Annotated in this window: 16 protein-coding genes and 1 pseudogene; 3 read left to right on the forward strand and 14 right to left on the reverse strand. The window is 35.7% G+C overall.

Annotated features, from left to right (window positions below; genetic code table 11):
- Positions 1-33: 33 nt before the first annotated feature.
- The 3 genes from PGLA_RS05130 to PGLA_RS05140 all read right to left on the reverse strand — a co-directional run bounded on the left by PGLA_RS05130 (position 34) and on the right by PGLA_RS05140 (position 2,418).
- Positions 34-1,026 (reverse strand): LLM class flavin-dependent oxidoreductase, encoded by a 993-nt coding sequence (locus tag PGLA_RS05130; protein WP_068529700.1) that lies wholly within the window; start codon positions 1,024-1,026, stop codon positions 34-36.
- Positions 1,027-1,069: 43 nt separating this feature from the next.
- Entirely contained in the window at positions 1,070-1,552 is a 483-nt protein-coding gene (locus PGLA_RS05135; RefSeq protein ID WP_068529703.1) for an RrF2 family transcriptional regulator, read from the reverse strand.
- Positions 1,553-2,070: 518 nt separating this feature from the next.
- The gene (locus PGLA_RS05140; protein WP_068529706.1) at positions 2,071-2,418 is read right to left on the reverse strand and encodes a hypothetical protein; all 348 of its coding nucleotides are present in this window, start codon (positions 2,416-2,418) and stop codon (positions 2,071-2,073) included.
- A gap of 501 nt (positions 2,419-2,919) precedes the next feature.
- On the opposite strand from PGLA_RS05140, the gene PGLA_RS29355 reads away from it, so the two are divergent.
- Positions 2,920-3,567 (forward strand): amidase, encoded by a 648-nt coding sequence (locus tag PGLA_RS29355; protein ID WP_068529710.1) that lies wholly within the window; start codon positions 2,920-2,922, stop codon positions 3,565-3,567.
- On the forward strand, positions 3,564-4,307 hold the full coding sequence (locus PGLA_RS29360; protein WP_068529713.1) for an amidase family protein: 744 nt from the start codon (positions 3,564-3,566) through the stop codon (positions 4,305-4,307). The genes PGLA_RS29355 and PGLA_RS29360 overlap by 4 nt, the downstream gene beginning before the upstream one ends.
- A 51-nt stretch (positions 4,308-4,358) precedes the next feature.
- Here PGLA_RS29360 and PGLA_RS05155 read toward each other — a convergent pair whose 3' ends face one another.
- From PGLA_RS05155 to PGLA_RS05185, 8 genes are all read right to left on the reverse strand, one after another.
- Positions 4,359-4,799, reverse strand: coding sequence for a hypothetical protein (locus tag PGLA_RS05155; protein ID WP_068529715.1), 441 nt, complete (start codon positions 4,797-4,799; stop codon positions 4,359-4,361).
- Between the two features lie 24 nt (positions 4,800-4,823).
- Entirely contained in the window at positions 4,824-7,223 is a 2,400-nt protein-coding gene (locus tag PGLA_RS05160) for an ABC transporter permease (protein ID WP_068529717.1), read from the reverse strand.
- Positions 7,207-7,896 carry an ABC transporter ATP-binding protein gene (locus PGLA_RS05165; RefSeq protein WP_068529720.1) on the reverse strand — a complete coding sequence of 230 codons (690 nt, stop codon included), beginning with the start codon at positions 7,894-7,896 and terminating at the stop codon, positions 7,207-7,209. The genes PGLA_RS05160 and PGLA_RS05165 overlap by 17 nt, the downstream gene beginning before the upstream one ends.
- Before the next feature lie 18 nt (positions 7,897-7,914).
- Positions 7,915-9,570: an ABC transporter ATP-binding protein gene (locus tag PGLA_RS05170; RefSeq protein WP_068529723.1), complete on the reverse strand. Its 1,656-nt coding sequence runs from the start codon at positions 9,568-9,570 to the stop codon at positions 7,915-7,917.
- 29 nt (positions 9,571-9,599) lie between these two features.
- Complete coding sequence (locus tag PGLA_RS05175; protein ID WP_068529726.1) at positions 9,600-10,586, reverse strand: S8 family serine peptidase; 987 nt, start codon at positions 10,584-10,586, stop codon at positions 9,600-9,602.
- A 2-nt stretch (positions 10,587-10,588) separates the two neighbouring features.
- A complete protein-coding gene (locus PGLA_RS05180) occupies positions 10,589-11,821 on the reverse strand; it encodes a radical SAM protein (protein ID WP_068529728.1) in 1,233 nt (410 codons plus the stop codon).
- A 146-nt stretch (positions 11,822-11,967) separates the two neighbouring features.
- On the reverse strand, positions 11,968-12,123 hold the full coding sequence (locus tag PGLA_RS27880; RefSeq protein WP_161487847.1) for a hypothetical protein: 156 nt from the start codon (positions 12,121-12,123) through the stop codon (positions 11,968-11,970).
- Between the two features lie 74 nt (positions 12,124-12,197).
- Positions 12,198-13,181: a radical SAM/SPASM domain-containing protein gene (locus PGLA_RS05185; RefSeq protein ID WP_068529731.1), complete on the reverse strand. Its 984-nt coding sequence runs from the start codon at positions 13,179-13,181 to the stop codon at positions 12,198-12,200.
- Between the two features lie 386 nt (positions 13,182-13,567).
- Here PGLA_RS05185 and PGLA_RS27310 point away from each other — a divergent pair.
- Positions 13,568-14,050: pseudogene (locus PGLA_RS27310) on the forward strand (amidase family protein).
- Positions 14,051-14,145: 95 nt separating this feature from the next.
- Here the strand turns inward: PGLA_RS27310 and PGLA_RS05195 are convergent.
- The 3 genes from PGLA_RS05195 to PGLA_RS05205 form a co-directional block, all read right to left on the reverse strand.
- On the reverse strand, positions 14,146-14,964 hold the full coding sequence (locus PGLA_RS05195; protein ID WP_068529737.1) for an SDR family oxidoreductase: 819 nt from the start codon (positions 14,962-14,964) through the stop codon (positions 14,146-14,148).
- A gap of 94 nt (positions 14,965-15,058) precedes the next feature.
- Entirely contained in the window at positions 15,059-15,589 is a 531-nt protein-coding gene (locus tag PGLA_RS05200) for a PadR family transcriptional regulator (RefSeq protein WP_084410760.1), read from the reverse strand.
- 265 nt (positions 15,590-15,854) lie between these two features.
- A complete protein-coding gene (locus PGLA_RS05205; protein ID WP_068529830.1) occupies positions 15,855-16,613 on the reverse strand; it encodes a hypothetical protein in 759 nt (252 codons plus the stop codon).
- Between the last annotated feature and the right edge of the window lie 20 nt (positions 16,614-16,633).

The raw sequence follows: 16,633 nt of genomic DNA on the forward strand, positions 1-16,633 counted from the left end.
ATCCTTTTATATATTATGATTCTTTATTTTATTCTAAAATAGTTCCCGTGCCAATAAGCGATATACTTCCAAACGTTTCTCTTGCGAATGTGGAATGCTACAAATCATAGCCTCATCAAATCCATATTTCGCTTGTTCTTCTTGTAACAACGCCGCTATGTCTTTAACGGATCCCACGAGATGAAGTTTCCGACTTTCTTTCATTTGAATGCGATCGATTTCGGTCAACGAATAATTTTGGGCTTCTTCAGGTGTTAGCAATTGTGTGATCTGACCCTTCATCATACTTAAACGAAAAATATCTTGTGGTAACGCTTCAAACTCAGCTTCTTCTTTCGTTTCAGCTGTTGTTACCATGTAACTCACATTAATTTCAGGTTTCTCCATAAATGCCGAAGGTTTAAAGTTATTCTTATAGGTATCTAAAATCTCTTTCGTCATAGCACCATTGAAGAACTGTGCGAAAGAATAGCCTACGCCCATCTCAGCTGCTTTCAACGCGCTACTTCCACTAGATCCCAGCATCCAGGCTTCAGGTAATACGATTTGAGTCGGTGTCGCAAGTGTTTTATCGTATAAGGGATCTTGCGGTACGATATCATTGATCAACTGTAATGCTGTATCAAACTTAGTATACATGTTGTTCAACATGAGTTGACGACCTTCAGATAAAGCGTACATACCGTTGGTATCTCCTCCGGGAGCGCGACCAACCCCAAAATCAATCCGCCCAGGGGAGAAGGCACTTAGTGTTTTAAACACTTCAGCAAGTTTCAATGGAGAATAATGCATCATCATAACGCCACCCGTACCGATACGAATGTTGTTTGTTTTGGCAGCCAAGTGAGCTGCTGTCACTTCAGGCGCCGAGCTTGCAAACGTGTTAGAACCATGATGCTCTGCCATCCACATTCTAACGTATCCTAATTCATCTGCCAATATAGCAAGTTCTTCCGCCTTTTTCAAGGCATCTTGTGCCGTATTCCCCTTCGTAACGGGTGCTTGATCCAATACACTCAATCTCATGTGATTAACTTCCCTTCTCTGTCGAATCCAATTCCTGTCCCGTTTACAAGACCATTTTTTCGTGAACCCAAGTTTGTAAACATTCTACTTTTGTTTTAAAACGATCTTTATGATTGTCATCGAACATCGATGCAACGGTTTCTCTTTTCAGTACAGATTTCCAAGAAGTTTCGGCTTCTTCCATTAACTCTGTTAACAAACAACACTGATCTTCATCATGTAATGCAAGCATATCGTTAAAAATACCACTAGAAGAATACAGCGTCTGTTGTCCTTCAATCGCAATATAGATATCGTATATACGAATCTCTTCAGGTTTCTTCTTTAATTTAAACCCGCCTTTTACGCCTGGAACAGAAGTAATCAAGTCTGCACTGACTAACTTTCTTAACAGTTTCTGAAAATAGGTTGCGGACGCTCCTAATTGTTGACTGATTGCTTCGCCAGGTAATACCGCCTTGTCTGGCAGCATATTAAGTAGAAGAATGGCATATGCAGATTGTTCAACGCCTGTTTTCATATGCATTATAATCACCTCTATTAGCATTTGCACGATTTGAATCAAAATCATTTCGTGTTCTAGACATTACCATCTAACGCGGATAATCATTATCTACATTATACCCATACTATCGTATTTGTTTATGAAAGTAAACAAGAAGAACCCTCGAAGGAATATTCGCGGGCTCTCTGGATACTAACACTACTATTAAGAATATCTCTTTTTTTAAAAAAGTTTCTATTAATGTACCCATCATACTAATGCCATAAACTATACTTAAAGTAATATGTAAAGCTTCAAAGAATAGTTCATTCAAAAATATCACAATCTGGAATCCTTTTTTGACTCCTCCAATTATTCGTGCTTTCCTATTGACTTTATACTTTTTTTCGCAAAAAAAAGGCCTCAGCAATGGAGCCCGCGACTTGGTTATATGTATGCGTCAAGTACTTCCTCGAGAATACATTCCTCCTTGACAAGAAGATCACGTATAGTTGTAGTTAGGGGGCTAACTGCCCCCTCCTACTTTAATCAATCAGTAATCATCTAAAGTATAGGCTCTGTATCCTAAATGATGCTAAGGTTTGCGTGGCTACAACCGTATATGTCCCACTTGGTAAGTTAGGTACAACAAACGAATCTGTACCCGAATCACCCGTTCCAATACCCCCGGACGTGTAATGAGAATTGTTATACACGACTTGTCCACTTTCATTATAAACAATAACACCGTAAGGATAATGACCAGAAGGTCCAGCGTATTGACCAATAATAACGAGTTCCCCTTGGCCTTGAATTTGTTGACCCGTAGTACTCGCAAAAGCCGACAGAGGAAGCATCGTAAACACTAGGATGAAGAGCATAAGAATGGATAGTGATTTTCTTTTCATTAACATCATTCCTCTCAGTATATTTAATGGGGGAAGGAGTAAAATCCGAGAAGATCGATAGCTGGCCAGCGTTTCTATTAAATATTCAAATCCCCACCCATAAGGTATCACACTAAAACAGGAATGTAAACATATATTTCCATTTCTTATACATTATTAGTAATTTGAATACTAGTGTATCTCAGTCTTCTTCATGATTAATAATCTTTTAAATAGAAATAATATCGTAACTATTATAGCAGTACCACAATCCCCCGCAATGGCTATTTCATGAAGATCCGATATATTCTAATAAATTAGATTATATATTCGATTTATTAAATAAGAATGTAATAACATCACTTGTTTTTAAACAATTTAAAATATAGAATCTTTATTCATATTTGGGATTAATTAGGTGTTGTAGGATTGTAAACTAGGAGGTCACTCATGGAATTATACACTTTGTCAGCTAATGAACTTGCAAAAGGTATACGAAATAAAGAGTTTACTTCAGTCTAAGTGGTCAATTCGTTTATTGAAAGAATTCAAAGAGTCCATAAAGATATCAACGCTATTGCCATTATGATGTTCGAAAATGCCCTATCCGAAGCACAAAGTTGTGACGAACTGGTTGCCAATGGCGTGAGTTTAGGACCGCTTCACGGTGTCCCAGTAACCATCAAAGAAAGTATCCATATAGCTGGAACCCCTTCTACTTGGGGAATACAAGGTAAAGATGAATTATTAGAGGAAGATGACCCCTCGGTAGCAAGACTTAAAAATGCAGGCGCTATTATTCTCGCCAAGACCAATGCCATGCAACTATTAATGGGCTGTGAAACATTCAATCCTATTTATGGAAGAACCAATAATCCATGGAATCTAGAGCGTACTTCTGGAGGGAGTTCAGGAGGAGAAGGTGCGGCTATTGCATATATGTGTTCAGTACTTGGCTTAGGTACGGATATTGGAGGGAGCATACGAACGCCCGCTCATTTTTGTGGCATTCATGGATTGAAACCTACTCCTAGGATCATTCCACAACATCCTCCTAAAGGGATCTCTCATATCCAAAAAGGAGCTAGCTCCATGTCTTCTATTGGTCCAATGGCGCGAACTGTAGACGATTTAAAGCTGGCATTTGAGATTTTATCACGCAAACAATGAACCTTCAAATGGTTAAGGACTTGACAATCGGAATGTGGATGACCGATCACATTTTCTCCCCCTCACCTTCTATTACAAGAGTATTAGAAGATGCCGGGGCAGAATTAGTCCCATATGAACTTCCTATGGTTAAAGAGAATATGCAGTGTTTTTATGGGATGATGTGTGCAGATGGGGGCAAGGGTATCGAGAACACTTTGGTACTATCTACACAAGAACACCCGATCACCAAAATTCTTGAGGTTCAGAAAATGGGGAAAATTAAAAGGAAATTAGCTGTATCGGTACTTAAATTGTTAAAACAAAAAATTGTCAGTTCTGTTATCATACCATTTACTGGAAATAAAACAAATCAAGAATATCAAGAACTTGTATCCAAACGTGGACAGTATCAAAATTTAATACCAAATGATTTACGTGAAAAGAATATTAATGCCATTATCTGTCCTATTTTCCCTACGTCAGCTCTATTTCACAATGGATCTAAGAATCTATCATATGAGGGTGCATACAACTCTCTCATTAATTTTTTAGGTTTTCCATCAGGAGCTTTTTCATATAGCTTTGTCAAAGAGGGCGAACAAACAATGGAAAGAGATACAACAGATTTTGTACTCAAAGCAGTAATGGAAGCAGAAAAGAATTCATTAGGACTTCCAGTCGGTTTTCAAGTCGTCTCATTGCCAAATCACGAACATATTGTGCTTTCCATAATGGCACATTTAGAACAAACATCTTAATTAAGAAGTGATTATCCTCCAAGAGCAAGCATAGTCGCATTCACTTTACAATCAATTGCTCGTTTGTAACAGTGTAATTCCCTGATCGTTGAATACCTCAATATCTTCAACATTCTGATCTTGCTCAACATTATCAACCAACAAGGACCACTTTTCGTGTTCATTATTTACAAATTCATTGATTTGGATAATCAATCCTTGCTCATCTTTATCAATTCGATCAACATCATCCACATCATTTTCGACGATTGCTTTCAGTGCTTTCCATACAGTCGGGGAATCATCTATTATCTTGACTTTTCCGAAATAGATGATCCCCTCCGTACTTTGTATGGCTACATCTACAAACGTCTCCGTGCTCCCCTCTCCCGTATAGGCGATCCCATCATCTGATGGATAATATACTCCGTCTTCACTACGGCTGCATGCAACGAATAGATTGCACAATAACAATAAGGCGACTACTTTCAATACAGTCTTTTTTACATCCATTGCACTCAATCCTCCAAACATTTTCTATTCCACGTATTTCATACGTTCAATCAGACTCGTCTTGTATAACATTCTCTGTAAATATAACGTTACAAAGAGTTGTGTTAATCCGTAACAAGCAATAAGAATGACGATCGGCAAGATGGGAAATTGGTAGACGGCATACGTAGCTTCCTTTTTGAACAGTTGAACCAGAAAATAACCGGCAGGTAGTCCTATTCCTAAGATCAGTCCTAAACTGATAATGATATAAACTAGACCTTCTGCCAGCAGCATTCTAAACAATTGATAGTTAGATAAGCCCACGGCTTCGAGCATACTAATCTCACGAATTCTAGAGAGCACACTCGACACGCTCGAGTTTACAAGATTAAATATGCTGATTAATATCAACGCTGCCACAAAGGAGTACGCTGCCGTCTGAATCACTTGTTTCATTGTATTAAATTCGTTGAACGATTCCTCGAAAGAAGTGAATTGAATATGTTGTTGGCTATTCGCTATCTCTTTCAAGGCATGTTCAACTTGTTCTTTATTGGATCCATCTGCACTTACTGATAATTGCTGTACTCTTTGGTCCAAAGATAACTCTTTAAACAGATTCTGATGAGCAATGAGAATGCCTCCGTCAGATTCAGATCCTTTATACGTGATATAGGTGGGAACGGTACCTACAATGGTTAATTCAATCTCTTTTCCAACATCCTCAAAAGTAGTTACTCTAACCTTGTCTCCAATCTTGTACTTTCGGTTCTCATCGGTAAGGGCTATCACATTATGATTGTTTCTCATCTCGTCCAATGTCGTTGTTCCGTTATTCAAACCGTTCAGAGCAATCTGAACTAAAGAATCATTATAACCATATAAATTTGCACGTACTTGTGCGTAACTTTGTTGTTGATCTTGTAAAATAATATGCCGGGTAGCATCCTCAGCATTATAAATAAGATCATCATACATTTCTGTATGTATATCTGTGATGCCGTCCATATTTTTAATTTCATTCATTAAGCTGCCGTTTAAAGGATTATCCGTTCTGGATGCTGTCTTACCACTTAGCTTGTAATCACCCTGAACCATACTGGCAGCCATATTTCCGATATTCATACTGCTTAAAATACTAGCGGCAACGATAAAAATAAGCCCTGTGAGTGTTAAAGATAAGATCGTAATAACCGTCCGCTTTCGATTCCTGGAGAAATTAGCTTCAATTAACGTCATCATTGTAACTTTATGATTAAATTTGGATGTATTCATCTTTTTAGTCATTATTTGTGTAGGGTTGTATTGAATAGCCTCGATTTCAGATATTCGTGCAACCTTCCTCGCAGGTGATCCTATAGATATCAACACCATGATTACACCGAGTATAAAGGCAAACAACAAAATATATGGGGATGTAGCTACATACAGTGTTGCACCCAGATTAGAACTATTCCCCATGAAAGGGATAAAGAGATATCCTAATGCGCTACCTCCCATAAGACCCGCAATACTTCCTAACAAACCTATAAACATTCCTTCGAGATAGATTAGACTTCTTAATTGCCAAGGTGTCGCCCCTATCGCTTTAAGGATGCCAAATTGTCTGATCTTCTGGGATATGTAGATGTAAAAAATATTGAAAATCACCGTTGCCGCTACAATCACAATAAAAAATAGTAGGAATATGGCGGAAATGATCGTGCTCGCGTCCGTTTCATATGCGCCCGTATATCTTTCATTGATCTTTATTTGCTTGCTGTTAAGCCCAGCCTTTTCTCCGATACTTCTCCCTAATTGGGATGCATTATAATCCGTATTGAGCAGTACAAAAAGATTAGTTTCATATTTGGGGCTATACTTCTCAATAAATCGTTCACTTACTAACATTAATCCAGCATTAGCAGCTTTCCGAACTGCAATATCTCCCATAATTCCGACAATAACGAAACTTTCAGTCTCGTGGGCCTTAATCGTTAGCTGAATCTTCTGATTGACTTCGAGGGGTAACCCTAAAGTCTGTATCACCCATTCATCCAACACGATTTCATTGACCGCCGTAGGTGCTCGTCCTTTGCTTAATTCAAGTAACCCGGTATTTATACCTTCCGTGTTCAATACAGCCATATTAATGTCAAGCTCTGAGAATGGATTCACTTCAATCTCACGAGCAAGTGAAGACTTATAAGATCGGCTTATTGATTTACTAGCGACTATGTTTCGCAATTGCTCTTCCGTAAGGGAATCATACTGAAGATGGTAGGGTCCCATTTCATTGATCGCAGATTGTTTCTGCCGAACATCATCCGAATAAAAGTATGTTAACGTTAAGACAATGAGACTTACAGAAAGAGCTACCGTCATTATCATCAGTAATGTTCTCATTTTATTCAGAAGTAAATTCTTTAGAGCAATGTCACGGATATTAATGGTGGGTTTCATGTAAGCTCCCCCCCACAATGATTCCATCTTGTACTCTCACAATTCGGTCTGCACGCGATGCAATTTGCTCATCATGAGTCACAATAATTAAGGTTTGGTTATACTTCGCTACCGATAATTGCAACATCGTGAGTACATCCTCACTTGTTTTGCTATCTAGATTTCCTGTGGGCTCATCCGCCAAGATGATAGATGGTTTGGACGCCAATGCCCTGGCTATGGCCACCCTCTGTTGCTGACCCCCAGATAACGTATTGGGCAGACTTCCTTTTTTCTCCGTGATATTTAAGGTATCTAATACATCTTCAATGTATTGGACATCTGCTTCTTGTCCGTCTAATCCCAATGGAAGAATCACATTTTCCCATACATTTAGCACAGGAATCAGATTATAGGCTTGAAACACAAAACCTATCTGCCTTCTTCTGAAAATAGCCAATTTGTGATCCGGTAACGAATACATGGAAGTTCCGTTTAAGATCACTTCACCACTCGTTGGACGATCAAGACCGCCAATGATGTGCATGAGCGTACTTTTTCCGGCACCGGACTGTCCGATAATCGATATAAAATCGCCTTTATGAACGGAGAAATCTATATTGTCTACTGCTCTTACCTTATTTTCTCCTTCTCCGTAGTATTTGCATAACGACTTTCCCTCAAGAATGATCATCGTGCACCTCCAATTTTTCTACGAATATACAAGTTTACGTTCCAAATTAGTTATGTCTAAGATCATATTTCTCTCTCTATCCAGATTAGAAATTAAAAAATCATCATGAGTAATAATGATACACATTTTATTTTCTAATTTATGAAGTATCTCAATGAACTTAAGTTTATTTTGATAGTCCAAATTTGAAGTTGGTTCATCAAAAATGAACAAACTAGGATTTTTAAAAATAACCCTTGCAAGAGCTATTTCTTGAATTTGACCTCCTGAAAGGTTTTTTCCCAGTTCCGAAATATTGTCATACTTATTTTCCGTTATTATATTTGACAGTCCATATCCATCAAGAATGTGGACTAGTTCCTCTTTTGTTATTTCCTCGTCCCATAATGTGATATTATCTATTAAACTGCCAGAAAATAGTTGGATTTTTTGGGAAACCACCCCTATTTCTCTCCTCAAGGAAGATAAATCAATATCTCTTATATCGTGTTCATTTAACATGATTTTTCCATCATAAGAATTATAAAAACCTAGCAACAATTTAATAATTGTTGTTTTACCACTACCATTTGGTCCATAGATATATAAATTTTTCTTGGTGTTCAAACTAAAATTAATATTCTGAAATACATATTTTTTTGAATTTGGATAAATAAAAGTTACATTCTCAAATTTAATTTCGTGTATCTCATTCATGGAATGCGTACCTTTCATTTCATCCTCAGTGACAGCATCCAAAAAAAAGTTAAGACGAGACAATACTGCGACTGCGGGTTGAATTGATAAGTTGATTGATGATAGCATCTGAATTGGTATAAATAGACTAGATACGTAAGCTAACAAAGAAAAGTAAGACCCTACTGTTAATTCTCCCTCAATAATATAATAACCGATGAGCATTATAAAGATGCATTTTGATAACATCACCAATACTACTATCGATTCATTACCAATAACAGAAACAATATTTCGCTGTAGTATTTTATTCGATAATAAGGAAATATACTCCTTTATTCTACTCTCTTTTTTATTTTCTAATTTAAAACTTTTCACTTCTATTAGAGCTGATATGCTTTCATGGAACTCTCCAGTTGCTTCAGCAGTAAACTCATTAAGTTCACGCGAACTACTATTTATTTCCTTAGATGTTTTTTTTGTAATTAAATAAAATAGCGGCATAAATAAAAGAGCAATTAATAGCAGTTCCCACTTTATCTTTAATACAATAATAAAAACTCCTACAAATACGAACACGCTTTTCAAAAAATTCATGAATATAGGAGAAAACAAAGAATTAAGTGTATCTATTTCATCTATTCTTGATATTACATATCCAGTTTTATTTTTATCAAAAAATGAAACTGGGAATCGTAAGACTCTAGTAAAAATATCTTTTTTAATATTTGTAACTACTTTAATGCTTGTCTTTGAAAATAGTATATTTAGAGAAGCACTTACGAGAGCATTAAATACATACAACAAAGCCAAATACAATGAAATAATTGCAACATAATTAAAATCTTTTTTGAGTACTCCTTTATCTACTATCTGCTGGATTAACAAAGGCATATATATTTCAATCGAAGCCACTATAAGTCCTAATAATATTATTATTATTATTTCCAATTTAATGTTCTTTAAATAAACTTTTAAAAATTGATAATTCTTTATCATGAATAACTCTCCTTAATGGAAAATTAAAACTAATTAATTGTTCCATTTAATATTGCATCGATTTTATTAGAGAGATTACTAATATATTCAAAATCATATATATTAAAATAAGAAACAGGTATTTCGTAGGCAAATTCATTTTTAATAACTTGTAACAACTCAACACAAAATTTCGAATCGAGATCTTGTATGAAGGAGTTATGGGACTCATTGAAATCCTTGTAGTTCCTTCTTACAATTTGTATGATTTCATTAAAAATCAAACGATTGATCGGCATTTCTTTGTTAATTATATTATTTTCAATATTACTTATATTTTTGCATTTGGTAAGAAGAGCATTACATGCATCATAATTTGATTTAAATCCTTCGTTTTTCTTAATAAGTATAAATTCCTTAATAAAGTATGGTGTAGCGAAACTATTTTGATTTATAAATACTATTCTTCCATTTTTCCATGGCACAATATGTGCTGCACCTAAGGTATAGAACCTATCTATATGATCTGAGTATAAATATTTATCGTTTCTAAGCTGAGAATGAGTTAGTACTTTTATTGTTCCTTCAAGTATATAGGGTAAAGTACTAATATTGTTTTTTGATGTAGTGGTTGTTATTAATATGTCATTTAATTGAGCCAGGTTGCACAGACGTACTAAGTCACCCTTATAAGTAAAGTCTTCCGTTCCTAGACTCATATTAATAATATCTGGCTTCATTTCAATTGCCATTTCAATTGCTTTTATCATTTGAATTGAAGTCGATCTGCAATTTTCGTTTAAAATTTTAATAATAATAAGCTCGATGGAATTGCCACAGAATTCACTAAGCATACCTGCTATAGCTGTTCCATGACCGTGCTCATCAACTGCATTTCCCCATACTGTACCCTTTTCAGTAAGTGTTATTTTTTCTATCACTAAAGTGTTAGAAAGTAATAATTCATTGCTTATTCCACTGTCAATAACAGCAATAACAACAGGTTTAACATTAATAATACTCTTTAATTGATTCATTTTTACGAATTCCAAACGATTTTACTATAAAAATTGTACATCTGATTGCATAATTCATTCCTAATATTTTCATTATTATATACAAAGTTATCATGTCCTGGACATTCACTAGAACAAAAATATCTCACATCACAATTCTTGCAAGATTCTACCCTATCAGTTACAGGGATCACTTGTACATCTTCTAGCCTATTCAACAAAAGGTCATCTACTGTTCCTTTTATATAATCCGGACCAATTATTAAAAAACACGAATAGATTTCATGATTTGCACATAAGTAAAGTTTTGAAGAAAGATCGCAAACACACTTAAAACTCATATTTCTTTGCATTTCATTTAATTTTTCACCCGTAAAATCATGTAGATTCTTCCCTTTAACGCGAGGATATATCAAATCTAAGTTTTTATCTGCCCGGCCATTGGGTGTCAGCCTTCTAGTTATAGGTTTCACACCTAATGAAGAGCATAAATCCTCGAAATCTTTCCTATGTAAATTTGTTCTTTTGGTTAGGATCATGGATAAGCTTATATCCATAAAGTCATGCTCATGAAGCTGTTCAATCACTTTTAGAACTTTATCAAACACTTTACTTCCACGTATTTCTGTAACACTTTCTTGATCATATCCGTCCAAACTTATTGAAATATAATTGACAAGCGGAACTATCCGTTCAATATTTTTTTTCGTAAGTAATGTTGCATTTGTCATTATTTCTATTTCACCACTATAATTTGATCTTACATACTTTAATATTCCCCATATATCAGTCCTAACTAAAATTTCACCACCCGATAGTGCGATATGATCAATAGAATTCACTTCACACCAATGCACTACCTTCTTCAAATAATCAAAGTTTATATCTTCTCTCTTATACTGATCGCACTCAGCTCCACAATGAATGCAATTCAAATTGCAAGCTGTTGTTAATTCAATAGTAATGCTACTTATCTTCTCTTCAACTGAATTCAAACTTCCCTCGATAGATATTACTTCGATTTCTATCAGTGTTTCTACAAACTTTTTAATGTATTCATACGTATTTGGATCTTCACACTCTCCAAGCATTCTCTCAATGGTATATTTTTTATTAATACAATTACTTAAAAACTCATAGATATAGTCAGGGCATTTAATCCATTGGCCATTCAAAATATTTCCCAATATAACTCGAGAATTTTTATTCAGACTTCTGAAATACCTATGAAACTTTATGAAACCTGCGTCGTTCACGAAATACCATCCCCTTTTTATTGGATAATGACACTTAAATTAAAAAGAGGTCGCTCTTTCTTTAGAATTGAATCCTAATATTAGAATTCAATTCGAATGAGACGACCTTCTGACAAAAAGTAATATCTACGTTTCCAAACTAAATTTTAGTACAATATATTGTCATGCGAAGTCCAATCCCACCCACGACAAGACGAGCTATTATCATTATTTGCATAATACACGTGACAATCAGACCAACATCCATTACCTTTCACATCGAGTTTAAGATCCTCTTTTTTTTGTTCCGGTTTGATTTTCATTTTTCATTCTCCCTTCAATTAATTTATTTATATCAATATGACTTCTTATATAAGAAGTCACTTTGACACCAGATTTAAGGTGTTTTCACAGAACTAATTAATCGTTCAAAACTACAGAAGAACCCATTCGGAGTATGGAAATTATTAGTCATTTTATAATTCACAAAAACACATCTTGCACTTTCACATGAGCTAAAATAGGCACACCCTTTACACTCATTTCTTTTAGAATGATCTGTATGAAAAGAGTGCAATTCAAATTTATTAAATTCACTTATATTTCCTAAGCAAAAATCTTTATTTCCAACCGCATAATTACACGGATAAACATCACCATTTACGTTGATAGAGAAACTATCCACTCCACCAGAACAATCACTTTGAATAAAAATCCTTTTTTTAATTAAGCTTACTTGAATCTCAGGATTACTATTAAGACGAAGTTTTTTAAATTGTTCCTTTAGTATCTCAAAATTTTCATCGGACCAATTTTCATCAAAAAAATCCGGAATTGGTTTTATTATTTTAAATCCTTCGCATTCCAAAAACTTCACATTATTATACAATTCAGAAACTGTTTGCGAATCAAAAGTCATACGAGCAGTTACATGTGGTATCTTTTTCAATAAATACTCAATATTTTGGGATATATGATTCCAAGATGGCATACCACTTTTGAATTTCCTGTGTTTATCATGAGTATTCGGATGTCCATCGAGACTCACTGAAAGATCTATATTATTACTAATAATATAATCCACATTTTTTTGAGTAAGTAATGTACCGTTAGTGGTCATGATATATTTCTGCCTTACAGAAATGCGTTCTTTTGCTTGAACAATAATTTCCTCGATACATTCTCTGTTAAGTAAAGGTTCGCCACCAAAAAAATCGAATATTACCACTTCTGATTTGTTAAGACTCAACATCCTATTTATAAAACTAATTAAATTGCTAATTGATTCCACTCTAAACTCTTTTTTTTCTCTTTGAGATGCTACGTAACAATAATCACAATTCAGATTGCAATCATTTGTCACAAATATATGTACCATCATTATAGCTATTACCTCCCTAACCTGGAGTTCCAGAAAAGTAATATGACCTTTCTGAAATTCATAATAATTCATTTTGAAAAACTATAAGAAAGTAACTGAGTTAATGATTATTTATGTTTACTTTTACTTTCGCATCCAATGGTAATATATTCTAATTAACAGGGATTAACTATTACATTTGTCACATAATGATATTTAAAGGAAATTAATGTAATCGTTATCTCACTGTTGAATCGTCAAATAAGTGATTCTCCCCATGATCGCTTCTATTTCAAATTTTTAATCTACTCAAATTAATGTATATTCTCATGGTACTGACCTTAACAGGATCAATCTAATATTTGAATCGTCTTCATGCATCCAAGAAATGACTGAGTTCCTCGATTATGGTTGTCAAAGGGGTACGATTAGGACCGCTTCATGGTGTCCCTGTAACCATCAAAGAAAGTATCCATGTTGCAGAAACCCTTCTACTTTGGGGAATACAAGGTAAAGATAAATTGTTAGAGGAAGATGACCCCGCTGTAGCAAGACTTAAACAAGCAGGCGCCATGACCAATGCCATGCAACTATTAATGGGCTGCGAAACATTTAACCCGATTTATGGTAGACCAATAATCTATGGAATTTGGAGAGGACTTCTGGAGGAGAAGGTGCCACTATAGCATACATGTGTTCACACTTGGTTTAGGCACGGATATTGGGGGAGCATACGAACGCCCGCACATTTTTGTGGAATTCGTGGATTGAAACCTACACCAGGAAGTATTCTACAACATCCTCCTAAAGGGATCTCTCATATCCAAAAAGAGGATAGCTCCATGTCTTCTATTGGACCTTTGGCGAGATCTGTAGACGATCCAAAGTGATCGAACAATTATATAGCTCACATTAGAAATACAACAAAAAAAACCGCCATCCATTGGCGGTCACTTTTGTAAACAATAATTTATAATTGTCTTGATCAAGAAAAGTGCTGAGTTATATTATGTAGATACTCTTCCTCATCCGTATTTGCCTTCATATTAATAAGCATCTTGGCATCTTCACCAACAATATATCGGAATTGGCTTGTACCGTCTGTGGCAGCTTGATAAATTGTTTCAGCAACAAGTTCTGGAGGCGAAGCGTATGCTGGGTCTTTTTCCATTTCTCCCAATTTACTCAGAAATGTCGTAGTAAACGACTTATAGTCCGTTAATGCATCATTAAAAAAGAACTCCATTGATCTTCCACCAAAATCCGTGTTAATAGCACCTGGTTCAATCAACTTTACTTTGATGTTTTGTGAAGCTAATTCAAAAGATACGGATTCGGAAAAGCCTTCTACTGCGAATTTAGTTGAATGATACAGTGACATCGTAGGAAAAGTGACTTTGCCTCCCATAGAAGAAATATTGATTAGCATCCCTTCTTGATTAGATCTGAAATGTGGCAACATGGCTTTCGTCATGTTGATCAACCCAAACACATTTACTTCAAATTGTCTTCTAATCTGCTCATCCGTAGCCACTTCAATGAGCCCCATCGTTCCATATCCGGCATTATTGAGAAGAACATCAATTGTTCCAAAACGTTGAATCGCTTCCTCTAACGCAGTTTGAATCGTATCATTTTTCTCAACATCTAGTCTTAATACCAGAACATTGGTTAACCTATTGAGTTCAGTTTCTTGTTCAGGAGTACGCATCGTGGCTACTACGTTCCATCCTCTTGCTGCAAAATGTTTTACTGTAGTTCTTCCAATACCTGATGACGCACCCGTGATAAATATTGTTTTCATTACAATTCCTCCTAAAAGTTTTATGAGCGCTACTCCTTGATTATGGTTCGAATAAAACTCACTTCGTAAGCATTTTCTTTAAGGTTTATGAGTACTACTCTTGGTCTAACTGCTCCATACTTAACAATCCCTGGGCAATGGTCTCAAGTTTTGCTTTATATTCTTCTATCCCAATCTGGATGCAGATAATCTGTGCTGGATGCATTTCATCTTTATGAAGCGAATACTGCTCACATAATTGATTTAACTTTTTTTGTGAATCCTCCTGTACTTGCTTCAACCAGATAATCACTTTGTCATACCCAACAAATTCACCAAAGTACAGCCTCATCATAAAATCCGATTTTTTTATACTGTCTCCCTCTAGTGGACCTTCTAAATAGGTATTAAAACATGCTCGTCCTTTATCAGTTATGTTTAGAACATTCTTGTTAGGCTTCCCGTCCTGTAGCACAATTTCCTTAGTTATCAATTCCTCTTTCTCCATTCGGGTAAGCATGGGATAAATCGTTCCATAACTTGAACTATAGAAATTTGAGAATACGTCCTCCAATTTCTGTTTTATTTCGTATCCAGTCAACGATTCTTTCATGAGCATGCCCAAAATTACATCCTGACTGTTCACAATAGGACCTCCTTGTCATTTAGAAATATTTGAAAATTATTACAACATTAATATATCAGTTCGATATATATCACGTCAATATATATTCGTGAATTTATCTGTGTCGATGTATTTTCCGAGTTCAAAGATTATCATGTTACTTACTTCATGAGCTAAAAAATAAAATAGATAGAGCCATCAGAATAAATCTGATTCTCTATCCATTGTACTAACTTCATTTACAATTTTGTGATTTCAAACAATCCTCTCGAGAGGTACTACGCTTCTACAAACCAGCCGCTGCTTTAATCTGTTGTCTTTGAGTCATGATTAACTCTTTCAATCTTTCCGTCCCGAACGCACCTGCTGTAAAGGCATTCGCATTTGGATAATAGACGATCCGAAAAGATGTACTATCCTGAAGGTGAACACGCAGAAAAATGCCATTTCCATGCTTTGTTTTCTCATAAACTGTATTGAATCCGACATGCGACAAAGGCAGCAACTCTTGTATAAATTCAGATGATGCTTCCAAGCTAAAGTCGCCGATCGGACTGCCGTCCATGCCGCTTTCTAGACTTACTTTCTCCACTCTTCCGTTAATATCCAATAAATCACCCATTGTTGCCGCATTCGGATTATCTTCTACTTCATAAATCTTGTTGTTTGCTATGACACGGAACTCTTTCTTGTAACCCTTCATGGCGTAGATACCGGTACCAATCGGAAGGAATGCCGCATCCCCGTTCTTCTCCACATGATCCGTACAGGCATGTTCATTCAACATATAGGAGACTTCACCTACCTTGTCTCCGAGTTGCTTGGCAGTTACCTCCTTCGTTCCGTCGTAGTTCTGATAATATTTAATGTTATTGATCATCAGAAAATCGACCCAGTCGATAATCGCCATGCATGGTTCCGCTGCATTCTCTGAAAATAACTCCATTGCATCACCCTGAGAAGACGGATTTACTTCTACTTCGTTCATCGCACCGCAGCCGGACACTGCCAGCATAATAAGAAGCAAAAACAAAGTCTTACCCATACGCTTAACCAATATCACTT

The sequence above is a fragment of the Paenibacillus glacialis genome (assembly GCF_001637205.1).
In the GTDB taxonomy this organism is placed as follows: Bacteria; Bacillota; Bacilli; order Paenibacillales; family Paenibacillaceae; genus Paenibacillus_AQ; species Paenibacillus_AQ glacialis.

Excerpts from the sequence above, each read along its gene's own strand:
- PGLA_RS05160 (WP_068529717.1), bottom strand. The coding sequence starts at position 7,223 with ATGAAACCCACCATTAATATCCGTGACATTGCTCTAAAGAATTTACTT.
- PGLA_RS05130 (WP_068529700.1), bottom strand. The coding sequence starts at position 1,026 with ATGAGATTGAGTGTATTGGATCAAGCACCCGTTACGAAGGGGAATACG.
- PGLA_RS05155 (WP_068529715.1), bottom strand. The coding sequence starts at position 4,799 with ATGGATGTAAAAAAGACTGTATTGAAAGTAGTCGCCTTATTGTTATTG.
- PGLA_RS29360 (WP_068529713.1), top strand. The coding sequence starts at position 3,564 with ATGAACCTTCAAATGGTTAAGGACTTGACAATCGGAATGTGGATGACC.
- PGLA_RS27880 (WP_161487847.1), bottom strand. The coding sequence starts at position 12,123 with ATGAAAATCAAACCGGAACAAAAAAAAGAGGATCTTAAACTCGATGTG.
- PGLA_RS05205 (WP_068529830.1), bottom strand. The coding sequence starts at position 16,613 with ATGGGTAAGACTTTGTTTTTGCTTCTTATTATGCTGGCAGTGTCCGGC.
- PGLA_RS05165 (WP_068529720.1), bottom strand. The coding sequence starts at position 7,896 with ATGATCATTCTTGAGGGAAAGTCGTTATGCAAATACTACGGAGAAGGA.
- PGLA_RS05140 (WP_068529706.1), bottom strand. The coding sequence starts at position 2,418 with ATGAAAAGAAAATCACTATCCATTCTTATGCTCTTCATCCTAGTGTTT.
- PGLA_RS05170 (WP_068529723.1), bottom strand. The coding sequence starts at position 9,570 with ATGATAAAGAATTATCAATTTTTAAAAGTTTATTTAAAGAACATTAAA.
- PGLA_RS05135 (WP_068529703.1), bottom strand. The coding sequence starts at position 1,552 with ATGCATATGAAAACAGGCGTTGAACAATCTGCATATGCCATTCTTCTA.
- PGLA_RS05175 (WP_068529726.1), bottom strand. The coding sequence starts at position 10,586 with ATGAATCAATTAAAGAGTATTATTAATGTTAAACCTGTTGTTATTGCT.
- PGLA_RS05195 (WP_068529737.1), bottom strand. The coding sequence starts at position 14,964 with ATGAAAACAATATTTATCACGGGTGCGTCATCAGGTATTGGAAGAACT.
- PGLA_RS05185 (WP_068529731.1), bottom strand. The coding sequence starts at position 13,181 with ATGATGGTACATATATTTGTGACAAATGATTGCAATCTGAATTGTGAT.